The 18,401-nt window shown below is 62.0% G+C and carries 20 protein-coding genes; 17 read left to right on the top strand and 3 right to left on the bottom strand.

Annotated elements, in window-relative coordinates; all coding sequences use genetic code 11:
• Positions 1–10: 10 nt before the first annotated feature.
• The 10 genes from fliI (at position 11) to fliR (ending at position 7,671) form a co-directional block, all read left to right on the top strand.
• Entirely contained in the window at positions 11–1,387 is a 1,377-nt protein-coding gene (gene fliI / locus L880_RS0114910) for a flagellar protein export ATPase FliI (RefSeq protein WP_245615177.1), read from the top strand.
• A gap of 15 nt (positions 1,388–1,402) precedes the next feature.
• Positions 1,403–1,855 (top strand): flagellar export protein FliJ, encoded by a 453-nt coding sequence (gene fliJ, locus L880_RS0114905; protein WP_027476360.1) that lies wholly within the window; start codon positions 1,403–1,405, stop codon positions 1,853–1,855.
• Positions 1,856–1,866: 11 nt separating this feature from the next.
• Positions 1,867–3,279, top strand: coding sequence for a flagellar hook-length control protein FliK (locus tag L880_RS36400; protein ID WP_051443332.1), 1,413 nt, complete (start codon positions 1,867–1,869; stop codon positions 3,277–3,279).
• 189 nt (positions 3,280–3,468) lie between these two features.
• Positions 3,469–4,023, top strand: coding sequence for a flagellar basal body-associated FliL family protein (locus tag L880_RS0114895; RefSeq protein ID WP_027476358.1), 555 nt, complete (start codon positions 3,469–3,471; stop codon positions 4,021–4,023).
• A 9-nt stretch (positions 4,024–4,032) separates the two neighbouring features.
• Positions 4,033–5,037, top strand: a complete 1,005-nt coding sequence (fliM, locus tag L880_RS0114890) for a flagellar motor switch protein FliM (RefSeq protein WP_027476357.1) — start codon at positions 4,033–4,035, stop codon at positions 5,035–5,037.
• Positions 5,027–5,467, top strand: coding sequence for a flagellar motor switch protein FliN (fliN, locus tag L880_RS0114885; RefSeq protein WP_027476356.1), 441 nt, complete (start codon positions 5,027–5,029; stop codon positions 5,465–5,467). Before fliM ends, fliN begins: the two co-directional genes overlap by 11 nt.
• A gap of 4 nt (positions 5,468–5,471) precedes the next feature.
• Entirely contained in the window at positions 5,472–5,822 is a 351-nt protein-coding gene (locus L880_RS0114880; protein WP_027476355.1) for a flagellar biosynthetic protein FliO, read from the top strand.
• On the top strand, positions 5,812–6,618 hold the full coding sequence (gene fliP, locus L880_RS0114875; RefSeq protein ID WP_425389189.1) for a flagellar type III secretion system pore protein FliP: 807 nt from the start codon (positions 5,812–5,814) through the stop codon (positions 6,616–6,618). Before L880_RS0114880 ends, fliP begins: the two co-directional genes overlap by 11 nt.
• A gap of 13 nt (positions 6,619–6,631) precedes the next feature.
• Complete coding sequence (fliQ, locus tag L880_RS0114870) at positions 6,632–6,901, top strand: flagellar biosynthesis protein FliQ (RefSeq protein ID WP_027476353.1); 270 nt, start codon at positions 6,632–6,634, stop codon at positions 6,899–6,901.
• 2 nt (positions 6,902–6,903) lie between these two features.
• Positions 6,904–7,671 (top strand): flagellar biosynthetic protein FliR, encoded by a 768-nt coding sequence (gene fliR, locus L880_RS0114865; protein ID WP_027476352.1) that lies wholly within the window; start codon positions 6,904–6,906, stop codon positions 7,669–7,671.
• A gap of 22 nt (positions 7,672–7,693) precedes the next feature.
• Here the strand turns inward: fliR and L880_RS0114860 are convergent, their stop codons facing one another.
• Entirely contained in the window at positions 7,694–8,323 is a 630-nt protein-coding gene (locus tag L880_RS0114860; RefSeq protein WP_019576219.1) for a response regulator, read from the bottom strand.
• The gene (locus L880_RS0114855) at positions 8,320–9,444 is read right to left on the bottom strand and encodes a hybrid sensor histidine kinase/response regulator (RefSeq protein WP_027476351.1); all 1,125 of its coding nucleotides are present in this window, start codon (positions 9,442–9,444) and stop codon (positions 8,320–8,322) included. Before L880_RS0114855 ends, L880_RS0114860 begins: the two co-directional genes overlap by 4 nt.
• A 205-nt stretch (positions 9,445–9,649) precedes the next feature.
• On the opposite strand from L880_RS0114855, the gene L880_RS0114850 reads away from it, so the two are divergent.
• The 7 genes from L880_RS0114850 to L880_RS0114820 all read left to right on the top strand — a co-directional run bounded on the left by L880_RS0114850 (position 9,650) and on the right by L880_RS0114820 (position 16,139).
• On the top strand, positions 9,650–10,096 hold the full coding sequence (locus L880_RS0114850; protein WP_027476350.1) for a hypothetical protein: 447 nt from the start codon (positions 9,650–9,652) through the stop codon (positions 10,094–10,096).
• 55 nt (positions 10,097–10,151) lie between these two features.
• Complete coding sequence (locus L880_RS0114845; protein ID WP_027476349.1) at positions 10,152–10,514, top strand: response regulator; 363 nt, start codon at positions 10,152–10,154, stop codon at positions 10,512–10,514.
• A 39-nt stretch (positions 10,515–10,553) separates the two neighbouring features.
• Positions 10,554–12,722 (top strand): chemotaxis protein CheW, encoded by a 2,169-nt coding sequence (locus L880_RS0114840; protein ID WP_027476348.1) that lies wholly within the window; start codon positions 10,554–10,556, stop codon positions 12,720–12,722.
• A gap of 27 nt (positions 12,723–12,749) precedes the next feature.
• Entirely contained in the window at positions 12,750–13,235 is a 486-nt protein-coding gene (locus L880_RS0114835; protein WP_027476347.1) for a chemotaxis protein CheW, read from the top strand.
• A gap of 79 nt (positions 13,236–13,314) precedes the next feature.
• Positions 13,315–14,214, top strand: coding sequence for a CheR family methyltransferase (locus L880_RS0114830; RefSeq protein WP_425389188.1), 900 nt, complete (start codon positions 13,315–13,317; stop codon positions 14,212–14,214).
• A gap of 27 nt (positions 14,215–14,241) precedes the next feature.
• The gene (gene cheD / locus L880_RS0114825; RefSeq protein WP_027476345.1) at positions 14,242–14,994 is read left to right on the top strand and encodes a chemoreceptor glutamine deamidase CheD; all 753 of its coding nucleotides are present in this window, start codon (positions 14,242–14,244) and stop codon (positions 14,992–14,994) included.
• A 29-nt stretch (positions 14,995–15,023) separates the two neighbouring features.
• Positions 15,024–16,139, top strand: a complete 1,116-nt coding sequence (locus L880_RS0114820; RefSeq protein ID WP_027476344.1) for a protein-glutamate methylesterase/protein-glutamine glutaminase — start codon at positions 15,024–15,026, stop codon at positions 16,137–16,139.
• A gap of 69 nt (positions 16,140–16,208) precedes the next feature.
• Here L880_RS0114820 and L880_RS0114815 read toward each other — a convergent pair whose 3' ends face one another.
• Positions 16,209–18,110 carry an ABC-F family ATP-binding cassette domain-containing protein gene (locus tag L880_RS0114815; RefSeq protein WP_027476343.1) on the bottom strand — a complete coding sequence of 634 codons (1,902 nt, stop codon included), beginning with the start codon at positions 18,108–18,110 and terminating at the stop codon, positions 16,209–16,211.
• Between the last annotated feature and the right edge of the window lie 291 nt (positions 18,111–18,401).

Here is an 18,401-nt window from a genome sequence, read left to right as displayed (position 1 = left end):
GGACGTTTACATGCAGGACCTGCGCCAGCGGGTGTCGCGGGGCATGGCGCTGGAAAGCCGCGGTACGCTGACCCGCTTGACCGGCCTGGTGCTGGAGGCCACGGGCATTCGCGTGCCGGTGGGCTCGCAGTGCTGGATCACCCAGAAGGATTCGGCGCCGGTGCTGGCCGAGGTGGTGGGTTTCTCGGGCGAGCGGGCATTTCTGATGCCGGCCGGCGATATCCACGGCTTGTCCAGCGGGGCGGTGGTCACGCCCGCCTTGCCCTTTGTACCCGTTCCTCGCCTGGGCGACGAACCCTTGCCCGCCTCGGCCTTGTCGCTGGGGGTGTTGCGCCTGCCGCTGGGCGATGGGCTGCTGGGGCGGGTGGTGGATGCCTCGGGTCAACCCCTGGATCACCAAGGCCCGGTGCTCGACGTGGTGGCCGAACCCCCGGGCCGGCGCCAGATCAATGCCATGGACCGCGATCCTGTGCGGGAGCCGCTGGACACTGGTGTGCGCGCCATCAATGCCTTGCTGACCGTGGGCCGTGGCCAGCGGCTGGGCCTGTTTGCAGGCTCTGGCGTGGGCAAGAGTGTGCTGTTGGGCATGATGGCCCGCTACACCCAGGCCGATGTCATCGTGGTGGGCCTGATCGGTGAGCGCGGACGCGAAGTGAAGGAGTTCATCGAGGACATCCTGGGTGACGATGGCCGCGCCCGCTCGGTGGTGGTGGCGGCGCCCGCCGACGCGCCGCCTTTGTTGCGCATGCAGGGCGCGGCCTATGCCACGGCGGTGGCCGAGCACTTCCGCGACAAGGGCAAGCATGTGCTGTTGTTGATGGATTCGCTCACCCGCTATGCGATGGCCCAGCGCGAGATCGCGCTCGCCATTGGCGAGCCGCCGGCCACCAAGGGCTACCCGCCCTCCTGTTTTGCCAAGCTGCCCCAGTTGGTGGAGCGCAGTGGCAACGGCCTCAATGGGGTGGGGTCGATCACGGCTTTCTACACTGTGCTGTCCGAGGGGGACGACCAGCAGGACCCGATCGCCGATGCGGCCCGGGCCATTCTGGACGGGCACATCGTCTTGTCGCGCACCTTGGCCGAGGCCGGGCATTACCCGGCCATCGACATCGAACAGTCGGCCTCCCGCGTGATGCACAACGTGGTCAGCCCGATCCACATCGAGGTGGCTCGGCGCTTCAAGGCCATGTATTCGCGCTATCAGAAGAGCCGCGATCTGATCCAGGTCGGCGCCTATGTACAGGGCAGCGACCCCGATCTGGACGAGGCCATTCAGCTGCAGCGGGGCATGGCCGGCTTTTTGCAGCAGGACATGCACGAGGCCGTCAATCTGCAACAGGCGCTGGACCAGATGGCCGCCAGCCTGGGCCTGCAGATCAACCCCTGACCCAGGAGCACGACGATGGCAGCGTCTCACGGATTGCAGGTGGCCATGGAGCATGCGACGCGGCTGCGCGATGCCGCGGTCCAGCGCCTGGCCCAGGCCAGGCTGGCGCGCCAGCGGGCGCAGCAGCAAATGGACCAGTTGACCGGCTACTCCGGCGAGACCGAGCAGCGCTGGCTGATCCGCGGCCAACTCGGCATGGCCCCGGAGGTGATGTTCCATCACCGCCAGTTCATGGCCCGACTGGACCAGACCATCGAATTGCAGAAGACCCAGATGGCGCGCCACGACCAGCTGGTGCAGGACGCCGAGCGCGAGCTGACCCAGGCCGAACTGCGCCTGGTGAGCCTGCGCCAGGTGGTGCAGCGGCGCCAGCACGATGCCGCGCTGGCCCTGCAGCGCCGCGAACAGAAAGAGGTGGACGAGCTGGCAGCCTCGCGCCACCGCCTGAAGATTCAGCCCACAGCCTGACGAGGTAGACCATGGTAGAACAAGTCAAATCCAGCAGCACATCGGCCACTGCGTCGGCCAACTCGGCGCACACCCGGGGGCACGGCAAGGCGGCAGCAGGCGCTGGCGCGGAGTTCACCGGTTTGCTCGAAGATTTTTCGACGGCCTTGACCGACGGCACTGATGCGTCCACGGCCCTGCGCGGCGATGGGACTGGCGACCTGGGCGCTCTGTTGCAGGGCGCACAAGGCCAGGCTCGGCGCAAGCCGGGGGTGCAGTTGACAGGAGATGGGGCCGATGGCTTGAACCCGGCGGACGGCACTTTGCCCACCGACCTGGTCTCTCAAATGGCCCTGCTGGCCGAAGCGGCGCGCCAGGCTGCGGCTGGGGCTGGTACGACGGCGGACGCCAAGGAATCGGCTGCTGGCGCAGCCGTGGGGACGGCTCTGCCTGCGGTCACGGCGGGGGTGGTGGACATCACCAAGGCCACCACCGACCCGGCCGTGTTGGCGCAAATGGCAGCTGCGGCCCAGAAAGATGCCGGCACGGGGGCGGTTGCGGGGGCGGTCCCTGGCGCGGGTGGGGGCGGGGATGCAGGGCGTATTTCGCTCGAGTCCGGCGCCTTGGCGCGCAAGGGCCACCGGGACCTGCTGGCCCAGTTGCAGGCGCAGATCGGCGGCGGTGCAGAGGTCGGCAAGGCTGGCTTGACCACGGATGCTGGCGCCTCCGGCAATCTGGTGCCCTTGGCCAAGTCCGACATCGATTTCAAGGACATGGCCACCCGTGTGCTGGACAACACCCCCTTGGCGGCGGCCGCGGAGGAGACCGGAAAGCTGCTGGGGCGCCTGGCGGGGACGGACCCCAGCTCGGCCAGCGAGCACAAGTCGGCCCAGGCGCAGGAAGATCGGCAAAGCGTCAGCCTGCAGCCCTTTTCGGATGGGCAGGACCGAAGCCAGAACCTGGGCGTGAGCGCCACCACGGCCGGGGCTGCGGGTGGCGGCTTGAGCGACACCAATGCGCGCAGCTCGGAGGAGGTGGTGGCGGAACAGGTCAGTTACTGGATCCACCAGAAACGCCAGGCCGCGGAGTTGACCCTGGACGGGGGCAATGGGCAGCCGGTGGCCGTGAGCATTTCAATGAACGGCAACGAGGCGAGTGTGGCCTTCCGTTCGGATCAGGCGGCGACGCGCGACATGCTCAACGGGGCCCTGCCCGAGTTGAAAACCTTGTTGCAGGGCGAGGGGCTGGTCTTGGCCGGTGTGTCGGTCGGCGCTGGTGGTGGGCAGTCGGACACGTCTTCGTCTTCCTCCCGTCAGGGCGAAGAGGCCAGCTCAGGCATCCGGCGCCTGGGCTCGCGCACCGTGTCGGCGCAGGCCTCTGACGGCCCTGCCACCGTGGTGCGGCGCTCGGTCAGCACCAACCGCACCCTCGATCTGTTTGTCTGACGCGGGCGTTCTGTTGACCTCATCCTGGGGGGCGCCTGCTGAGCAGCCCCGCGGGCTTGAGCCCCTTTAACCCCGTTTTAGGGCTTCTATTCTGGCTATTATTGGGCTCGATTGACCCAATAATCCCCAACATGCATCTACTGCCAGCCGTCCCGGTGTGCAGTGGGGTGATCGCCGGAAGGAAACAACGTGTCTGATGCTCCCGCAGCCGATGCCAAGGAAAAACCCAAAAGCAAAAAGATGCTCATCATCATCATCGCGGCCGTGTTGTTGCTGGGTGGTGGTGGTGCTGGCTACTTTTTGCTCATGAAGAAGAATGCCGACGAGGACGGTGACGAGAAGCCCGCCGCTTCGGCCTCGCACGACGCCAAGAAAGTGGCGCCCACCTACCTGCCGCTGGAGAACATGGTGGTCAACCTGGCTGATCAGGGGGGCGACCGATTCGCCCAGATCGGTGTGACCTTCGAGATCGAGGATGCGCATGCGGCCGATCAGGTCAAGGCCTATCTGCCCAAGATCCGCGACATGATTCTTCGCCAGTCCTCCCAGCGCACCTCGGAAGAATTGTTGACCGCTGACGGCAAGGAAAAACTGGCCGGCGAGATCCTCAAGGAGTCTTCGCGCATTCTGGGCTACGAAGTCGAAGAAGAGGAAGAGGCGCCCAAGGCCAAGAAAAAGAAGAAGGTCAAACGAGCTGAGAGCCCGCTCACAGCGGTGCTGTTTTCCAACTTCATCGTCCAGTAAGGAGCCCTCATGAGCGAATCCTTTCTCTCCCAGGAAGAAGTCGATGCGCTTCTGGAGGGGGTCACGGGCGAGAGTCAGAAGATCGTCGAGGACATCCCCGAGGCGGGGGCGGTCCGCAGCTACGACATTTCCAGCCAGGAGCGGATTGTTCGCGGGCGCATGCCGACGATGGAAATCGTCAACGAGCGCTTTGCCCGCAACTTCCGCATCGGCCTGTTCAACTTCATCCGCCGCAGCCCCGAGATTTCGGTGGGCACCGTGGCCGTGCAGCGCTACAGCGCCTTTCTGCGCGAGCTGGCCGTGCCGACCAATTTCAACATCGTGGCCATCCGCCCCTTGCGCGGCAGTGGTCTGATCGTGTGTGAGCCGGCGCTGGTGTTCGGCATCATCGACACCTTGTATGGTGGCGTTGGCAAGTTCCAGACCCGCATCGAAGGCAGAGACTTCTCGCCGACCGAGCAGCGCGTGATCAACCGCCTGGTGGACGTGATCTGCACCGAGTACAAGAAGGCCTGGCAGGGCATCTACCCGCTGGAGCTGGAATACCAGCGCTCGGAGATGCAGCCTCAGTTTGCCAACATCGCCACGCCCAGTGAGATCGTGGTGTCCACCGCGTTCCAGCTGGAAATCGGCGAGTTGTCGGGCGCCATCCACCTGTGCATGCCCTATGCCACCCTGGAGCCGATCCGCGATGTGTTGTATTCCTCCACGCAGGGGGACTCGATCGAGGTCGATCGCCGTTGGGTGAAGGTGCTGACGCGTGAGATCCAGGCGGCCGAAGTGACCCTGGTGGCCGAGCTGGCCCGTGCCGATGCCACCGTGGAGCAATTGCTGGCCATGAAGCCCGGTGACTTCATCGAGCTGGACCGCCAGCCCCGCATCCGTGCCTCGATCGGCGGCGTGCCGATTTTCGAGTGCCAATACGGTACTCACAACTCAAAGTATGCGATCCGGATCGAGGAGTGCCTGCGCAGCCACGATCTGAACTGGATTGGAGATAAGAATGTCGTCTGAAGAAAACCAGGATCCAGCTGACGATCCCATGGCGGGTTGGGCCGAGGCGCTGGAAGAGCAGAAGCGCGCCGATGATGGCCCGGTGCATGAGCCCGGTGGCCCCTTGTCGGGGGGCGAGCCGTCACGCTCGTCCTATGGGGGATCGCCCAACGGGGACGGTTCGCTCAATGACATCAACATGGTGCTGGACATTCCGGTGCAGCTGTCGGTGGAGCTGGGCCGCACCAAGGTGCCGATCAAGTACATCCTGCAATTGGCCCAGGGCTCGGTCGTGGAGCTGGATGCCCTGGCAGGCGAGCCCATGGACGTGCTGGTCAACGGCTACCTGATCGCCCAAGGCGAGGTGGTGGTGGTGAACGACAAGTTCGGTATCCGCCTGACTGACGTGGTCACGCCCTCTGAGCGCCTGCGCCGCGTGAGCAAGGGGTAGACGCATGTGGCAATCCATCGGGCCTTTGGCCCTGCTGGTGGGCTTGCTGGCCTTGTTGCCTTGGGGCCTGCGCTGGCTGCAACGCCTGCAGCGTGGCAAGGCGGGCGGGGTCTGGCTGTCTTCGGACCTGATCTCCAGTGTGGCCGTGGGCCCGCAGCAGCGGGTGGTGACGGTCGAGGTCGGGCCACCCCATGCGCGGACCTGGCTGGTGCTGGGGGTGACCGCTCAACAAGTCACCTGTCTGCAGAGTTTTCCGGTGGTCGCCGCAGGGGCAGCATCGCCGGATGCGGCGCCTGTCAGTTTTGCTGCGGCGTTGGCCGCCTCTCCTGCTGGGGCGGTGAACGATGGGCGTTGATCTGAGGGGCTTTGCCCGTGCGCTTTGGCAGCGTGGTTCACTCTCCCGCCGGGCCGGGGTGTTGGCGAGCGTTGCGCTGGCACTGGTCGGTTTGTTGCCCTGGTGCGCACAGGCGCAACCGGCCGGGCAGCTGCCGCTGCTGGTGGGGTCGGGCAGCGGAGGCACCAGTTTTTCGGTGCCCATCCAGACGCTGCTGTTTTTCACGGCACTGTCGTTTCTGCCGGCCATTCTGTTGATGATGACGGGTTTCACGCGCATCGTGATCGTGTTGTCGCTGCTGCGTCAGGCCCTGGGCACCCAATCAGCCCCTCCGAACCAGGTGGTGGTCGGCTTGTCGCTGTTCCTGACCTTTTTCGTGATGGGGCCGACGTTTGACCGCATCTACGAAGAGGCCTATCTGCCTTACAGCACCAATGCGATCAGCTTTGAGCAGGCCATGGCCAAGGCCGATCCACCGATCCGGCAGTTCATGCTGAAGCAGACCCGTCAGTCCGACTTTGCGCTGTTCGCCCGCTTGGCCAAGCTGGATCCGAGCGTGACGGCCGAGACGGCACCCTTGCGCATCCTGGTGCCTGCCTTTGCCACCAGCGAGCTCAAGACTGCGTTCCAGATCGGCTTCATGATCTTCATCCCGTTTCTGGTGATCGACATGGTGGTCTCCAGCATCCTGATGTCGTTGGGGATGATGATGCTGTCTCCCGTGCTGGTGGCCTTGCCGTTCAAATTGATGCTCTTCGTGCTGGCCGACGGCTGGAACCTCATGATTGGCTCGCTGGCGGCCAGCTTTGCAAACTGAGAAAAGGGCGGTCATGAATCCACAAATGGTGTTGACCATCGGGCGCGAAGCGATGGAGTTGATGTTGCTGGTGTCACTGCCCATCTTGCTGGTGGTGATGGTGGTGGGGCTGGTCGTCAGTGTGTTCCAGGCCATCACGCAGATCCATGAGACCACCCTGACCTTTGTGCCCAAGCTGTTGGCTGCGGTGGCGGTGTTCCTGGTGGGCGGGCCATGGATGTTGACCACGCTGGTGGACTATCTGCGGCGCATGATCGAGTCGATCCCGACCATGGCGGGCTAGGCGTGGTCTCGTTTTCCGAGGCGCAGATCGTCGCCTGGATATCGCCGATCCTGTGGCCTTTTCTGCGCGTGCTGGCCATGTTCTCGGTCGCGCCGGTGTATTCGGTGCGTTCGATCCCGACGCGCGCCAAGATCGGGTTGGCATTCCTGGTGGCGCTGTCGGCCCAGGCCGTGCTGGTCGATCAGCCCATGATCTCGGTCAACAGCACCCAGGCCCTGGGCGCGGTGCTGCAACAGGTGGGGGTGGGCTTGGCGATCGGCTTTGCGGCCCGGCTGGTGTTCGGCTGCGTCGAGTTGGCGGGGGAGCTGATCGGTCTGCAGATGGGCCTGAGCTTCGCTTCGTTCTTTGACCCCATGACCAATCGGCAATCCAGTGCGGTGTCCTCTTTCATGGGCAACATCGCCACCTTGCTGTTCGTGGTGATCAACGGCCACCTGATGCTGCTGATGGCCGTGATCAAGAGCTTTGAGGCGTTTCCGGCCGATGGCAATTTTCTGGAGGCCCTGGCGCAGCTGAAGTTGTATCAGCTGGGAGCCGATCTGTTCTCCAGTGCCTTGTGGATTGCCTTGCCGGTGATCGGCCTGCTGTTGTTCGTGAACCTGATGCTGGGGGTGATCTCGCGCGTGGCGCCCCAGATGAACATCTTCTCGGTGGGGTTTCCGGTCACACTCAGCATCGGTTTGCTGGGGGTGTCGCTCATCACCCCGATGCTGGATCAACCGGTCTTGGCCTTGTTGGAGCGCGCCATGGACCTGTTCGGCGTGCACTAGGGGGGGCTTTGATCCGGCGCGTTCAGACCAGGTTGTTGCGTATCGCGTAGACCGTGAGTTCGGCGTTGTTGCTGAGGCTCAGCTTTTCCAGCACCCGGGTCCGGTAGACGCTGACGGTCTTGGGGCTGAGCATCAGCTCCTCGGCAATGTCCGACAGGCGCTTGCCCGAGGCGATTTTCAGCAGGGTTTGCAGTTCACGCTCGGACAGCGTGGCGTGCGGCGCCTCGTGGGCTGGGCGCGACAGGCTGTCGGCCAGCAACTGCGCCACTTCGGGCGTGAGGTGTTTGCGGCCCTCCATCACGGTCCGCACGGCCTTGATCAGGTCTTCGGGGTCGCCGGCCTTGTTCAGGTAGCCCTGGGCGCCCGCCTTGAGGCATCGCAAGGCGTATTGGTCCTCGGGGTACATCGAGACGATCAACACCTTGATGTCAGGGTGGGTCTCTTTCAGGCTGGCGAGCACTTCGAGGCCACCACGGCCCGGCATGTTCAGGTCCAGCAGCAGCACGTCGCAGGGGGAGTTGCGCAGCGCCTCGCGCAACTCGGGGTAGCTGCCCGCTTCGGCCGTGACCTGGATGTCCACCGCCTCAGCCAGCGTGTCGCGGATGCCGCGGCGCAGCATGGCATGGTCGTCGCAAAGCATCACGCGGATCATGGGGTGTCCTCTTCGTTGGGGGTCAGGTCGGGTGCGTCATCCATGGGCACGGTGAGCGTGATCGCTGTGCCACGTCCGGGCTGGCTGCTGATGTCCAGCCATCCACCGGCCATCCTGGCGCGCTCCTGCAGGCCCTTGAGTCCGAAGGACTTGGGCTTTTCGAGTTCGTCGCCATGGATGCCCCGCCCATTGTCCGAGACTTCCAGGGTCAAGGCGGCCCGGTCTTCTGCAATATCGATGTCGACCCGGCTGCACTGCGCGTATTTCGTGATGTTGGTCAAGGATTCCTGGGCGGTGCGGTAGGCCACCAACTGAACATCGCGCGATGCCCTGCTGCTGCCTCCCTCCAGTCTGGCTTGCAGACGTGCGGGAATGCCGGTGCGGCGGGTGAAACTGTCGGCCAGCCATTGCAAGGCAGGCACCAGCCCCTGATCCAGGATGGGCGGGCGCAGGTTCAACATGATGCGTTGGCTGGCGCCCAGTGCGTGCTGCAGCATGTCCGAAGCCGCCTTGATATGGCCGTCCATGGGCTCGCCAGTGCTGTGTCGGCTCAGCCAGGCCAGGTCGAACTTCACCGCGGTGAGTGCACCGCCAATGTCGTCATGGATTTCGCGGGCAATCGCGCTGCGCTCTTGTTCAATCGAGCTCTGCAGGTGTTCGGCCAGTTCGGCCAGCCGTTGCTGTGAGGCCGCCAGCTCTCGCGCCGCGTGTTCGCGTTCGCGGTGGGCCTGGTGGATTTCAAGTGCGCGGGTGATGGTGTGGGCCAGTTTGCCGATGCTGTCCTTGAGCAGGTAGTCGCTGATGCCGTGTTGAATGGCCTGGACCGCCGCTGTCTCACCGATGGCACCGGACAGCAGGATCACCGGCATCTGACTGGCCAGGCCTGCTTCTTGCACGTGTCGCCAGGCGTCCAATGCATTGAAGCCGGGCAATTGATAGTCGGCCAGCACGATGTCAGGGCGCGATGCCAGGGCGCGGTCAAAGTCTTCCAGGGTGTCCACCCTCTCGATGGAAAACTGCAGCCCTGCGCGCTGCAGCGCCAGGCGGGCCAATTCGTGGTCGACCGGTGAGTCTTCCAGATGGAGGATGTGCAGGGCTTGGCCGGTCGATTCTTGAGACATGGGTCAATATGATAGAGCACGCATGAACGCCTTCATGCGGGGATGTCCGGGGGGCAGTTTGCGCAGCTTTTTTGCAAAATCAGGGCTGTTACCTGGCTTTTTTGTGGCCTCGATCAGGCGCAGGCCAATCGCCTATTGCAAAATGCTTTGGCAGTAACGGTGAATTGCAAACGCTAAAGAGTGTGTTCGTGGCGACGGAGAAAAAATGCAACCAGCGCTAGAAAATTCCAATGAACCGGCTGTTCACCTCCCCGTCATGGCGGTGGCCGAGATACAGGATTCATTGTTGGTCGTGATGCACGACCTGCATCGCCTTGAAGGCTTGCTCAACCACGCGGCGGACAACCTGTTGGACCGCTTCGGTGTGGCCAATCAAGGCCTGTCGGGGCTGGATGTGGAAAGCTCAGAATCAATACGCCAGGTGCGGGACGCGCTCAAGAGCGCGGTCACTGAGCTGCAGTTTCATGACATGGCAACCCAGTTGATCACGCACACCACCAAGATCTTGCAAGGCTGTGCATTCCGACTGGCCTCTGAATCCATGGGCAATGACGAGGGTGAAGAAGCTGCCCCGTATGCCGATCAGATGCCGGAGCGGCCCAATCCCGTCACTCAGAGCGAAATGGACGCAGGGTCGATCGACCTTTTCTGACGCCCGCGCCTGTTCCCCCTAACCAAGCTGATAAATATTGTTGCTGGAGCTCTAAATGCAATCGATTCTCGCCGTTGATGACTCTCCGTCCATGCGCAAGATGGTGTCGTTCACTTTGACTGGCGCCGGGTACAACGTGGTGGAGGCCGTGGATGGCCAAGATGCTTTCGAGAAGGCTCAAACCCACCACATCGACCTGGTTCTGGCCGACCAGAACATGCCCCGTCTGGACGGCATCGGTCTGACGCGCAAATTGCGTGAGCATCCCAAGTTCAAGACCATCCCGATCTTGATTCTCACCACCGAGTCCAGCGACCAGATGAAGCAGGCCGGACGCAGTGCGGGGGCGACCGGCTGGTTGGTCAAACCCTTCGACCCCAACCGCTTGATCGAAGTCATCCAGAAAGTCATTCGATGAGCCGACACTTTCTTCAGTTGACGTTTTCAGGAGCAAGGCATGGCTGAAGTGCATGACGGTGGAAGTTCTGGTGCAGACTTCGATCTGAGTCAGTTTTATCAAATTTTCTTTGAAGAAGCTGGTGAGAATCTGGACTTGATGGAGCAGATGCTTCTGGAGTTGGATCTGGCCAGCGCCGACGACGAAGAGCTCAACGGCATCTTCCGATGCGCTCACTCCATCAAGGGCGGTGCGGCGACCTTCGGTTTCTCCGATGTGGCCGAGTTGACCCACCACATGGAGTCCCTGCTCGACAAGCTACGGCGTCGAGAACTCAAGCCCATTCCCCAGATGGTGGATGTGTTGCTGGAGTCGGCGGATGCCTCTCGCGGGCTGTTGGCCGTGCATCAGGCCGGTGGCGAAGGAACCCCTCCGTCGACCGAAGATCTGGTGCGGCGCATCAGTGAATTGGCTTCGGGTGGTGTGCCCGCGGCACCAGCGCCTGCCCCCGCGGTTGCTGTGGCCCCCGCGCCCGCTCCCGTGGCTGCGCCAGCGCCCGCTGCGGCACCTGCAGCCGCGGCTGCAGGAGGTGTCCGTTCGCTTGAAATCGTGATCGGTCCGCTGGGCCGGCCAGAGCAGGCCGATGCCATTCCTGAGTTGTTCCGCGACATCCCTGGGCTGGGAACCATCGAGGCTCGGCCCAGCGCTCAGGCTGATCTGCGCGTGTTCGCCGTGGAAACCGCCTCGTCGGACGACGAACTGCTGGATCTGTTTGTCTTCCACGTGGCCAAGGACCAGGTCAAGATCCGCGATCTGGCGGCTGCCCCAGCGGCTGCACCAGCGCCTGAAATCCCTGGTTTTGGTTTGTTTGATCCGGTGGAGCCGCCGGCTGTGGCGCCTTCCGCTTCAGCCGCGCCCGCGTCCGGCTTCGGCTTTTTTGCCGGCGCCCCCGGGGTGCCTGATGCGCCTGCAGCCCCGGCAGCCAAGGCCGTCGAGGCAGAAGCGACCAAGGCGGTCGTGCCGGCCAAGGCTGCAGAGCCCAAGGCGCACACGCAAGCCCAATTGGAAGCTGCGACGATCCGTGTGGCGGTGAACAAGGTGGATCAGCTGATCAACCTGGTTGGCGAGTTGGTGATCACCCAGGCGATGCTGGCGCAGAACAGCCGCAGTCTGGATCCGGCGCTGAACCAGCAACTGCTGGCCGGGTTGGCCGATCTGGACCGCAACACCCGCGACCTGCAGGAATCGGTGATGTCGATCCGCATGATCCCGATGTCCATCGTCTTCAGTCGCTTCCCGCGCATGTTGCGTGACCTGGCCAACAAGCTGGGCAAGAAGGTGGATCTCATCACCCAGGGTGAAGCGACCGAACTGGACAAGGGCCTGGTTGAAAAGATCACCGACCCGCTGACCCACCTGGTGCGCAACAGCTGCGATCACGGCATCGAACTGCCCGAGGACCGCCTGGCCAAGGGCAAATCGGCTCAGGGCACCATCACGCTGTCGGCGGCCCACCAGGGGGGCTCGATCGTGATCGAAGTGCGCGACGACGGGCGTGGACTTTCCCGCGAGAAGATTTTGGGCAAGGCGCGCGAGCGTGGCCTGGATGTGTCGGATCAGATGAGCGATGCCGAGGTCTGGCAGCTGATTTTCGCCCCAGGCTTCTCGACAGCCGAGGTCGTGACCGATGTGTCTGGCCGCGGTGTGGGCATGGATGTGGTGAAGAAGAACATCCTGGCCTTGAACGGCACGGTGGAGATCGATTCTGCCGAGGGTTATGGCATGAAGGTGTCGGTGCGACTGCCGCTGACGCTGGCCATCATGGATGGCATGTCGGTGGGGGTGGGCGACGAGGTCTACATCCTGCCCCTGTCGTCGGTGGTGGAGTCCTTCCAGGTCAATGACGACTCCGTCAGCACCGTGGCGCAGGGCTCGCAGCTGGTCAAGGTGCGCGACGAGTACATGCCTGTGATCGAGTTGGAAAAGGTGTTCCAGGTGCCGCGCTTCGATTTCGAGAAGAGCAGCAGCATCATGGTGGTGGTCGAGGCCGAGGGCAGCCGTGTGGCGCTTTTGGTGGACGAGTTGCTGGGCCAGCATCAGGTGGTGGTGAAGAACCTGGAAACCAATTACCGCAAGGTTCCGAATGTGTCGGGCGCCACCATCCTGGGCGACGGCAAGGTGGCCTTGATCCTGGATACGGCGGGCCTGGTGCGGCGCGCGCGTCATTGAGTCTGTGAGTCTTTGAAGGAGAACATCATGAGTGTGATCGGTAAAACTTCTGAAGGTGCCCCGGCCGGTGCTCGTGAGTACCTGACCTTTCGCCTGGATCAGGAGGAGTACGGGATCGACATCCTGAAGGTGCAGGAAATCCGTGGCTATGAGCCCCCGACACGCATCGCCAATGCGCCTGAGTTCATCAAAGGCGTTGTGAATCTGCGGGGCACGATCGTGCCCATCGTGGACATGCGGCTGAAGTTCAACTGCGCCAATGCTGAGTACAACAATTTCACCGTCGTCATCATCCTGAATCTGCGCACCCGTGTCGTGGGCATCGTGGTGGACTCGGTGAGCGATGTGATGGAGCTGTCCCCTGACAACATCAAGGCCGCACCCGACATCGAAAGCGTGATCGACAACGGCTGCATTTTGGGGCTGGGTTCGGTGGGCGAGCGCATGTTGATCCTGCTGGACATCGAAAAGCTGATGTCGGGTGTGGACATGGGCCTGGTGGCTGCCATTTGAACTTTTTTTCGTTCTCGATTGAGACTGCCGCGCAGAGCCATGGTCCCGTCCGGGCTGTGCTCACAGAGAAGGATCGCCCATGATGTCCAGCATGCACCGAGCTGATGCCGGCAGTTCACCTGTCAAAGACAGGGCGCCTGCTGTGCCCGTTTCCAATGGCCCGGTCATGCAGGGGCGTGAGTTCGTCTGGACCGATGCCGACTTTTCCCGGGTGCAGTCGTTGATCTACCAGCGTGCTGGTATCAACCTGCATGACGGCAAGCACGCGATGGTCTATAGCCGTCTGTCGCGGCGCCTGCGTGAGACGGGGCACACCAGCTTTCGTGACTACCTGAGCTGGCTGGAAACACATGATGGCCCCGAGTGGCAGGAGTTCGTCAATGCCTTGACGACCAACTTGACGGCCTTCTTCCGTGAGCAGCACCATTTTGAGATCTTTGCTGCGCACCTCAAGTCGCGTCCGGCAGGTTCACCTTGGAAAGTCTGGTGCAACGCGGCGTCAACCGGGGAAGAGCCTTACTCGATTGTCATGACGGCTTTCGAGACCTTGGGCAACAACGCGCCCTTCAAGCTGACTGCGAGCGACATTGATTCCAAGGTTTTGGCCTCTGCGGCTCAGGGTGTGTACCGACTGGACAACCTCAAGGGACTCACACAGGATCGGTTGCAACGCTTTTTCATGCGAGGCAAGGACTCCAACGCGGGGCTGATCCGGGTGAAACCCGAACTGCGCAAGGCCATCGAGTTCCTGAGCGTCAATCTGATCCGCGATGACTGGCCTTTCAAGGAGCCCTTCGACGTGGTTTTTTGCCGCAACGTGATGATCTACTTCGATGCGCCGACCCAGCGCAAGGTGCTGGAACGGATCCACCGGGTGCTCAAACCGGGTGGGATGTTGTTTGTCGGTCATGCCGAGAACTTCAGTGAGTCGCGTGACCTGTTCACCCTGCGTGGCAAGACGGTCTATGAGCGTCGTTGACGCCAACCTATTGATGATTTGTCGACCATGACACTTACGCCAAACAACCCGTTCTCATCGCCTCGCGGCACGCCTTTGCCGGCCGGCGTGGAGCGGCGGCAGGCGCCACGCATCCAGCCTGTGTCGCCCAATGCTTACAACACGGCGGGTGCCATGGGGGCTCGGACGTCGACGTTGGATGAGCTCAAGCAGAAGTCACGCAAAGCCGGCGAGGCCAGTTTTTTCTACTTCGACCATCATTTTCAGTACAACGCCGTGAAGGTCCTGCCGGGTGAGTATTTCGTGGCAGATGAGAACCTGGTGATCATGACGGTTCTGGGCTCGTGCATTGCCGCCTGCATCTGGGACAGCCGATCCTTGGTTGGGGGGATGAACCACTTCATGCTGCCTGAGGGCGAGGGCGGGGATTCGTCGGGTCGTTATGGTTCGTATGCGATGGAATTGTTGATCAACGAGTTGATGAAGCAAGGTGCCCGTCGTGAAACCATGCAGGCCAAGATCTTTGGCGGTGGCGCGGTGATGGCCAACTTCACGACCATGAATGTCGGTGAACGCAACACCAAGTTCGTGCGTGACTATTTGCAGACCGAGCGCATTCCGGTGGTGTCTGAGGATGTTCTGGATATCTATCCACGCAAGGTCTGCTTCTTCCCCGTGACGGGCAAGGCCATGGTCAAGAGGCTGGCCCATGCCCATCCCGAAACCATGGCCCAGGAAAAGCGTGGCAGCGTGGCGACGGTGGTGCAGACCACAGCTGGTGGTTCTGTGGACCTGTTCTGATTTCGATGGGATAGAAGAGAAAAATGGGGATGTCAAAAAAAATACGGGTGGTGGTGGTCGATGACTCCGCATTGGTTCGCAGCCTGCTGTCGGAGATCATCAACCGGCAGCGCGACATGGAGTGTGTCGGCACTGCCAATGACCCGCTGATCGCACGCGAGATGATCCGGGAGTTGAATCCGGATGTGATCACCCTGGACGTCGAAATGCCCCGCATGGATGGCATCGATTTCCTGGGGCGTTTGATGCGTCTGCGACCCATGCCGGTGGTGATGATTTCGACCTTGACTGAAAAAGGCGCAGAGGTGACTTTGCGTGCGCTTGAATTGGGCGCTGTGGATTTCGTGGCCAAGCCCCGTGTCGGTCTCGCCAATGGCATCAACGAACTGGCCAACCAGATTGTCGACAAGATTCGCGTAGCGTCGGTGGCCCACGTCCACCGGGGGCACCAGGACCTGCATGTGGCCGGTGCTGCGCATGCACCGACTGGGGGTGCGAGCCCGGTCGCGCCTGCGCGCCCGGCACCGACCCTGCTTGGCCGGCTGTCTACCGAGAAAATCATCTTCATTGGCGCCTCCACAGGGGGTACCGAGGCCATCAAGGAGATTCTGGTGCGCATGCCGGCAGACTCTCCGGCCATCGTGATCACGCAGCACATGCCGCCAGGCTTTACCACCAGTTTCGCCGCGCGACTCAACGGGCTGTGCCAGATCACTGTCAAGGAAGCTTCCAACGGAGAGCGCATCTTGCCCGGCCATGCGTACATCGCCCCAGGGGGGCGCCAGTTCCGCATCGATCGCAGCGGCGCCAACTATGTTGCGGTGGTTGAGGATACGGAACCGGTGAATCGGCACAAGCCTTCGGTTGAAGTCTTGTTCAAGTCGGCCGCCTCGGTGGTGGGGCGCAATGCCTTCGGCATCATGCTGACTGGTATGGGCAACGATGGCGCCAAGGCCATGCGGGAGATGAAAGACGCCGGCAGCTACAACTACGTGCAGGACGAAGCCAGCTGCATCGTGTTCGGCATGCCCCGTGAAGCCATTGCCCATGGTGCTGCCGATGAGGTTTTGCCCCTGGACAAGATTGCGGGGGCATTGCTGGCCCGATTGGGTGGGACCACCGACCGCCTGCATCACCGCATCTGAGGTAAGAGGGGGGCGGGTGCCCCCGGCGTGAGAGGCAGTCCAGTCACTCCGCGGGGCTCCTCCCCTGGTTCAATTCGACAGCATTTCCCAGCGTTCCAAGGCATTCATCAGCGCTTCTTCGATCTCAGTGTTGCGCAGGGTGAGTTGCATGGCCTTGGCCGGATCGTTGGCATAGAGCTGCCCATCCGCCAAGGCTGCGAGCACTGTGGACTGTTCCGTCTCCAATTGCTCGATCAGCGCAGGCAGAGCGTCCAGTTCTCTTTGTTCCTTGTAGCTGAGCTTTCGGCGCGCTGTGGCCTGTGGAGCGGCCACAATGGCCGCCGGAGGTTCTGCGGCCGCCGGTTCATTCCTGGCGGCGGCACCTTTGCCCGCCTCCTTGGTTGCGTTGGCGAGGATCTGGCGTGACCTTTGGGACTGGATCAGCCAGTCTTGCACGCTGCCTTCGTACTCTCGCCACTGGCCTTCGCCTTCCCAGGCAATGGTGCTGGTAACCACGTTGTCGAGGAAGGTGCGGTCGTGGCTGACGAGAAACACGGTGCCATCGAAGTTTTGGAGCAGGTCTTCCAACAATTCCAGCGTGTCGATGTCCAAGTCGTTGGTGGGTTCGTCAAGAACCAACACATTGGTCGGCCGGGCAAACAAGCGTGCCAGCAGCAAGCGGTTGCGTTCGCCGCCGGAGAGGGTGCGAACCGGGGAATTGGCCCGTGCCGGCGAAAACAGGAAGTCGCCCAGGTAGCTCTTGACGTGCTTTCGCTGTTGGCCAATTTCGATCCACTCGCTGCCGGGACTGATGAAGTCGGCCAAGGTGGCGTCCAGGTCAATGGCCTGGCGCATTTGATCGTAGTACGCGACCTGAAGATTGGCGCCTTGGCGAACCCCGCCTGAGTCAGGCTGTAGTTCACCCAGAATCATCTTCAACAAGGTGGATTTGCCTGCACCATTGGGACCAATGAGCCCGACCTTGTCGCCCCGCAGAATGGTGCCGGTGAAATCACGCACGACGGTGCGATCACCGAAGGATTTGCTCACATGGGTCAGCTCGGCAACGATCTTGCCGGATGGAAGGCCAGAGGCCACGTCCATTCGAACGCTGCCCAGTGCTTCGCGGCGGGCGCTGCGCTGAGCGCGCAGCTTTTCAAGGCGCCCGATGCGACTTTGGCTTCGTGTGCGTCGGGCTTCGACGCCTTTGCGAATCCAGACCTCCTCCTGAGCCAGAAGCTTGTCAGCCTTTGCCGCGATGACAGCTTCCTGGGCAAGTTGCTCTTCCTTTTGAATAAGGTACTGGCCAAAATTGCCAGGGTAGGAGCGCAGGTGGCCTCGATCCAGTTCAACAATACGAGTTGCCACTTGGTCGAGGAACGCTCGATCGTGCGTAATGGTGACGACGCTACCCTTGAACTCCTTCAGAAGTCCTTCCAGCCACTCGATCGAATCCAGGTCCAGGTGGTTGGTGGGCTCGTCAAGCAGTAACACATCGGGCTTGGCGACCAGTGCTTGTGCCAGGGCAACACGCTTTTTGGTGCCCCCCGACAGGGTGCCGACCTTGGCATCGGGTGCCAGGTGCAAGCGGTCCAGAGTCTCTGAGACCCGTTGCTCCCAATTCCAGGCGTCATACGCTTCAATCTGGGATTGCAGTGCGTCAAGGTCAACGCCCTCTGCCCCAGACAAATACTGGTCTCGAAGTGCGATGACGGGCGATAGCCCCACGCTGGCTGCTTCAAAAACAGTGTGATCGGGCTCGAGAAGGGGCTCTTGCGCCACATAGGCGATCCGCAAACCTTGCTGCACCTGCAGCAAGCCGTCGTCGGGCTTTTCAAGCCCTCCCAGTATCTTCAGCAATGAAGACTTTCCCGCGCCATTGCGACCGATCAAACCGACACGTTCAGTCGACTCAAGTGAAAAGGTGGCGCCATCGAGCAAAGCGACGTGCCCAAACGCCAGATGGGCGTCAAGTAAGGTTAGGAGTGCCATTGGGCAGGATTATCGGCGCCCTTGCTGTTGTGTGCCTCTCCACCATGGGGGCCGTCTGCCACGAGGCACCAAAGATGATCCGGGAAGCCTCTCTTGTTTGGCGGCTGATTTTTTGTGTATACTAGCGGGCTCGGCTGCACAGAACAGTGCTCTACGGGTGTTGGGGGTGAGAAGCCTCTGGTGCTTGGTTGGGGTGGTGGTTGTGAGTGGTTTGAGAAGTTTTCTGGTTTTGAGTTTGCTGCTGTAAAAAGCGATGTATAATTCGAGGCTCTGCAGAAAGCGGTGCTGCCA

Origin of the sequence: Curvibacter gracilis ATCC BAA-807, assembly GCF_000518645.1 — a bacterium.
Taxonomy (GTDB): domain Bacteria; phylum Pseudomonadota; class Gammaproteobacteria; order Burkholderiales; family Burkholderiaceae_C; genus Curvibacter; species Curvibacter gracilis.
The sequence above is the reverse complement of the archived record's forward strand: the minus strand, read 5'-3'. Positions and strand labels throughout refer to the sequence as shown.

Bases quoted from the DNA above. Each gene is read 5' to 3' on its own strand.
- fliI (WP_245615177.1), top strand. From the start codon at position 11: ATGCAGGACCTGCGCCAGCGGGTGTCGCGGGGCATGGCGCTGGAAAGC.
- fliJ (WP_027476360.1), top strand. From the start codon at position 1,403: ATGGCAGCGTCTCACGGATTGCAGGTGGCCATGGAGCATGCGACGCGG.
- L880_RS36400 (WP_051443332.1), top strand. From the start codon at position 1,867: ATGGTAGAACAAGTCAAATCCAGCAGCACATCGGCCACTGCGTCGGCC.
- fliM (WP_027476357.1), top strand. From the start codon at position 4,033: ATGAGCGAATCCTTTCTCTCCCAGGAAGAAGTCGATGCGCTTCTGGAG.
- fliN (WP_027476356.1), top strand. From the start codon at position 5,027: ATGTCGTCTGAAGAAAACCAGGATCCAGCTGACGATCCCATGGCGGGT.
- L880_RS0114880 (WP_027476355.1), top strand. From the start codon at position 5,472: ATGTGGCAATCCATCGGGCCTTTGGCCCTGCTGGTGGGCTTGCTGGCC.
- fliP (WP_425389189.1), top strand. From the start codon at position 5,812: ATGGGCGTTGATCTGAGGGGCTTTGCCCGTGCGCTTTGGCAGCGTGGT.
- fliQ (WP_027476353.1), top strand. From the start codon at position 6,632: ATGAATCCACAAATGGTGTTGACCATCGGGCGCGAAGCGATGGAGTTG.
- L880_RS0114860 (WP_019576219.1), bottom strand. From the start codon at position 8,323: ATGATCCGCGTGATGCTTTGCGACGACCATGCCATGCTGCGCCGCGGC.
- L880_RS0114855 (WP_027476351.1), bottom strand. From the start codon at position 9,444: ATGTCTCAAGAATCGACCGGCCAAGCCCTGCACATCCTCCATCTGGAA.
- L880_RS0114850 (WP_027476350.1), top strand. From the start codon at position 9,650: ATGCAACCAGCGCTAGAAAATTCCAATGAACCGGCTGTTCACCTCCCC.
- L880_RS0114845 (WP_027476349.1), top strand. From the start codon at position 10,152: ATGCAATCGATTCTCGCCGTTGATGACTCTCCGTCCATGCGCAAGATG.
- L880_RS0114840 (WP_027476348.1), top strand. From the start codon at position 10,554: ATGGCTGAAGTGCATGACGGTGGAAGTTCTGGTGCAGACTTCGATCTG.
- L880_RS0114835 (WP_027476347.1), top strand. From the start codon at position 12,750: ATGAGTGTGATCGGTAAAACTTCTGAAGGTGCCCCGGCCGGTGCTCGT.
- L880_RS0114830 (WP_425389188.1), top strand. From the start codon at position 13,315: ATGATGTCCAGCATGCACCGAGCTGATGCCGGCAGTTCACCTGTCAAA.
- cheD (WP_027476345.1), top strand. From the start codon at position 14,242: ATGACACTTACGCCAAACAACCCGTTCTCATCGCCTCGCGGCACGCCT.
- L880_RS0114820 (WP_027476344.1), top strand. From the start codon at position 15,024: ATGTCAAAAAAAATACGGGTGGTGGTGGTCGATGACTCCGCATTGGTT.
- L880_RS0114815 (WP_027476343.1), bottom strand. From the start codon at position 18,110: ATGGCACTCCTAACCTTACTTGACGCCCATCTGGCGTTTGGGCACGTC.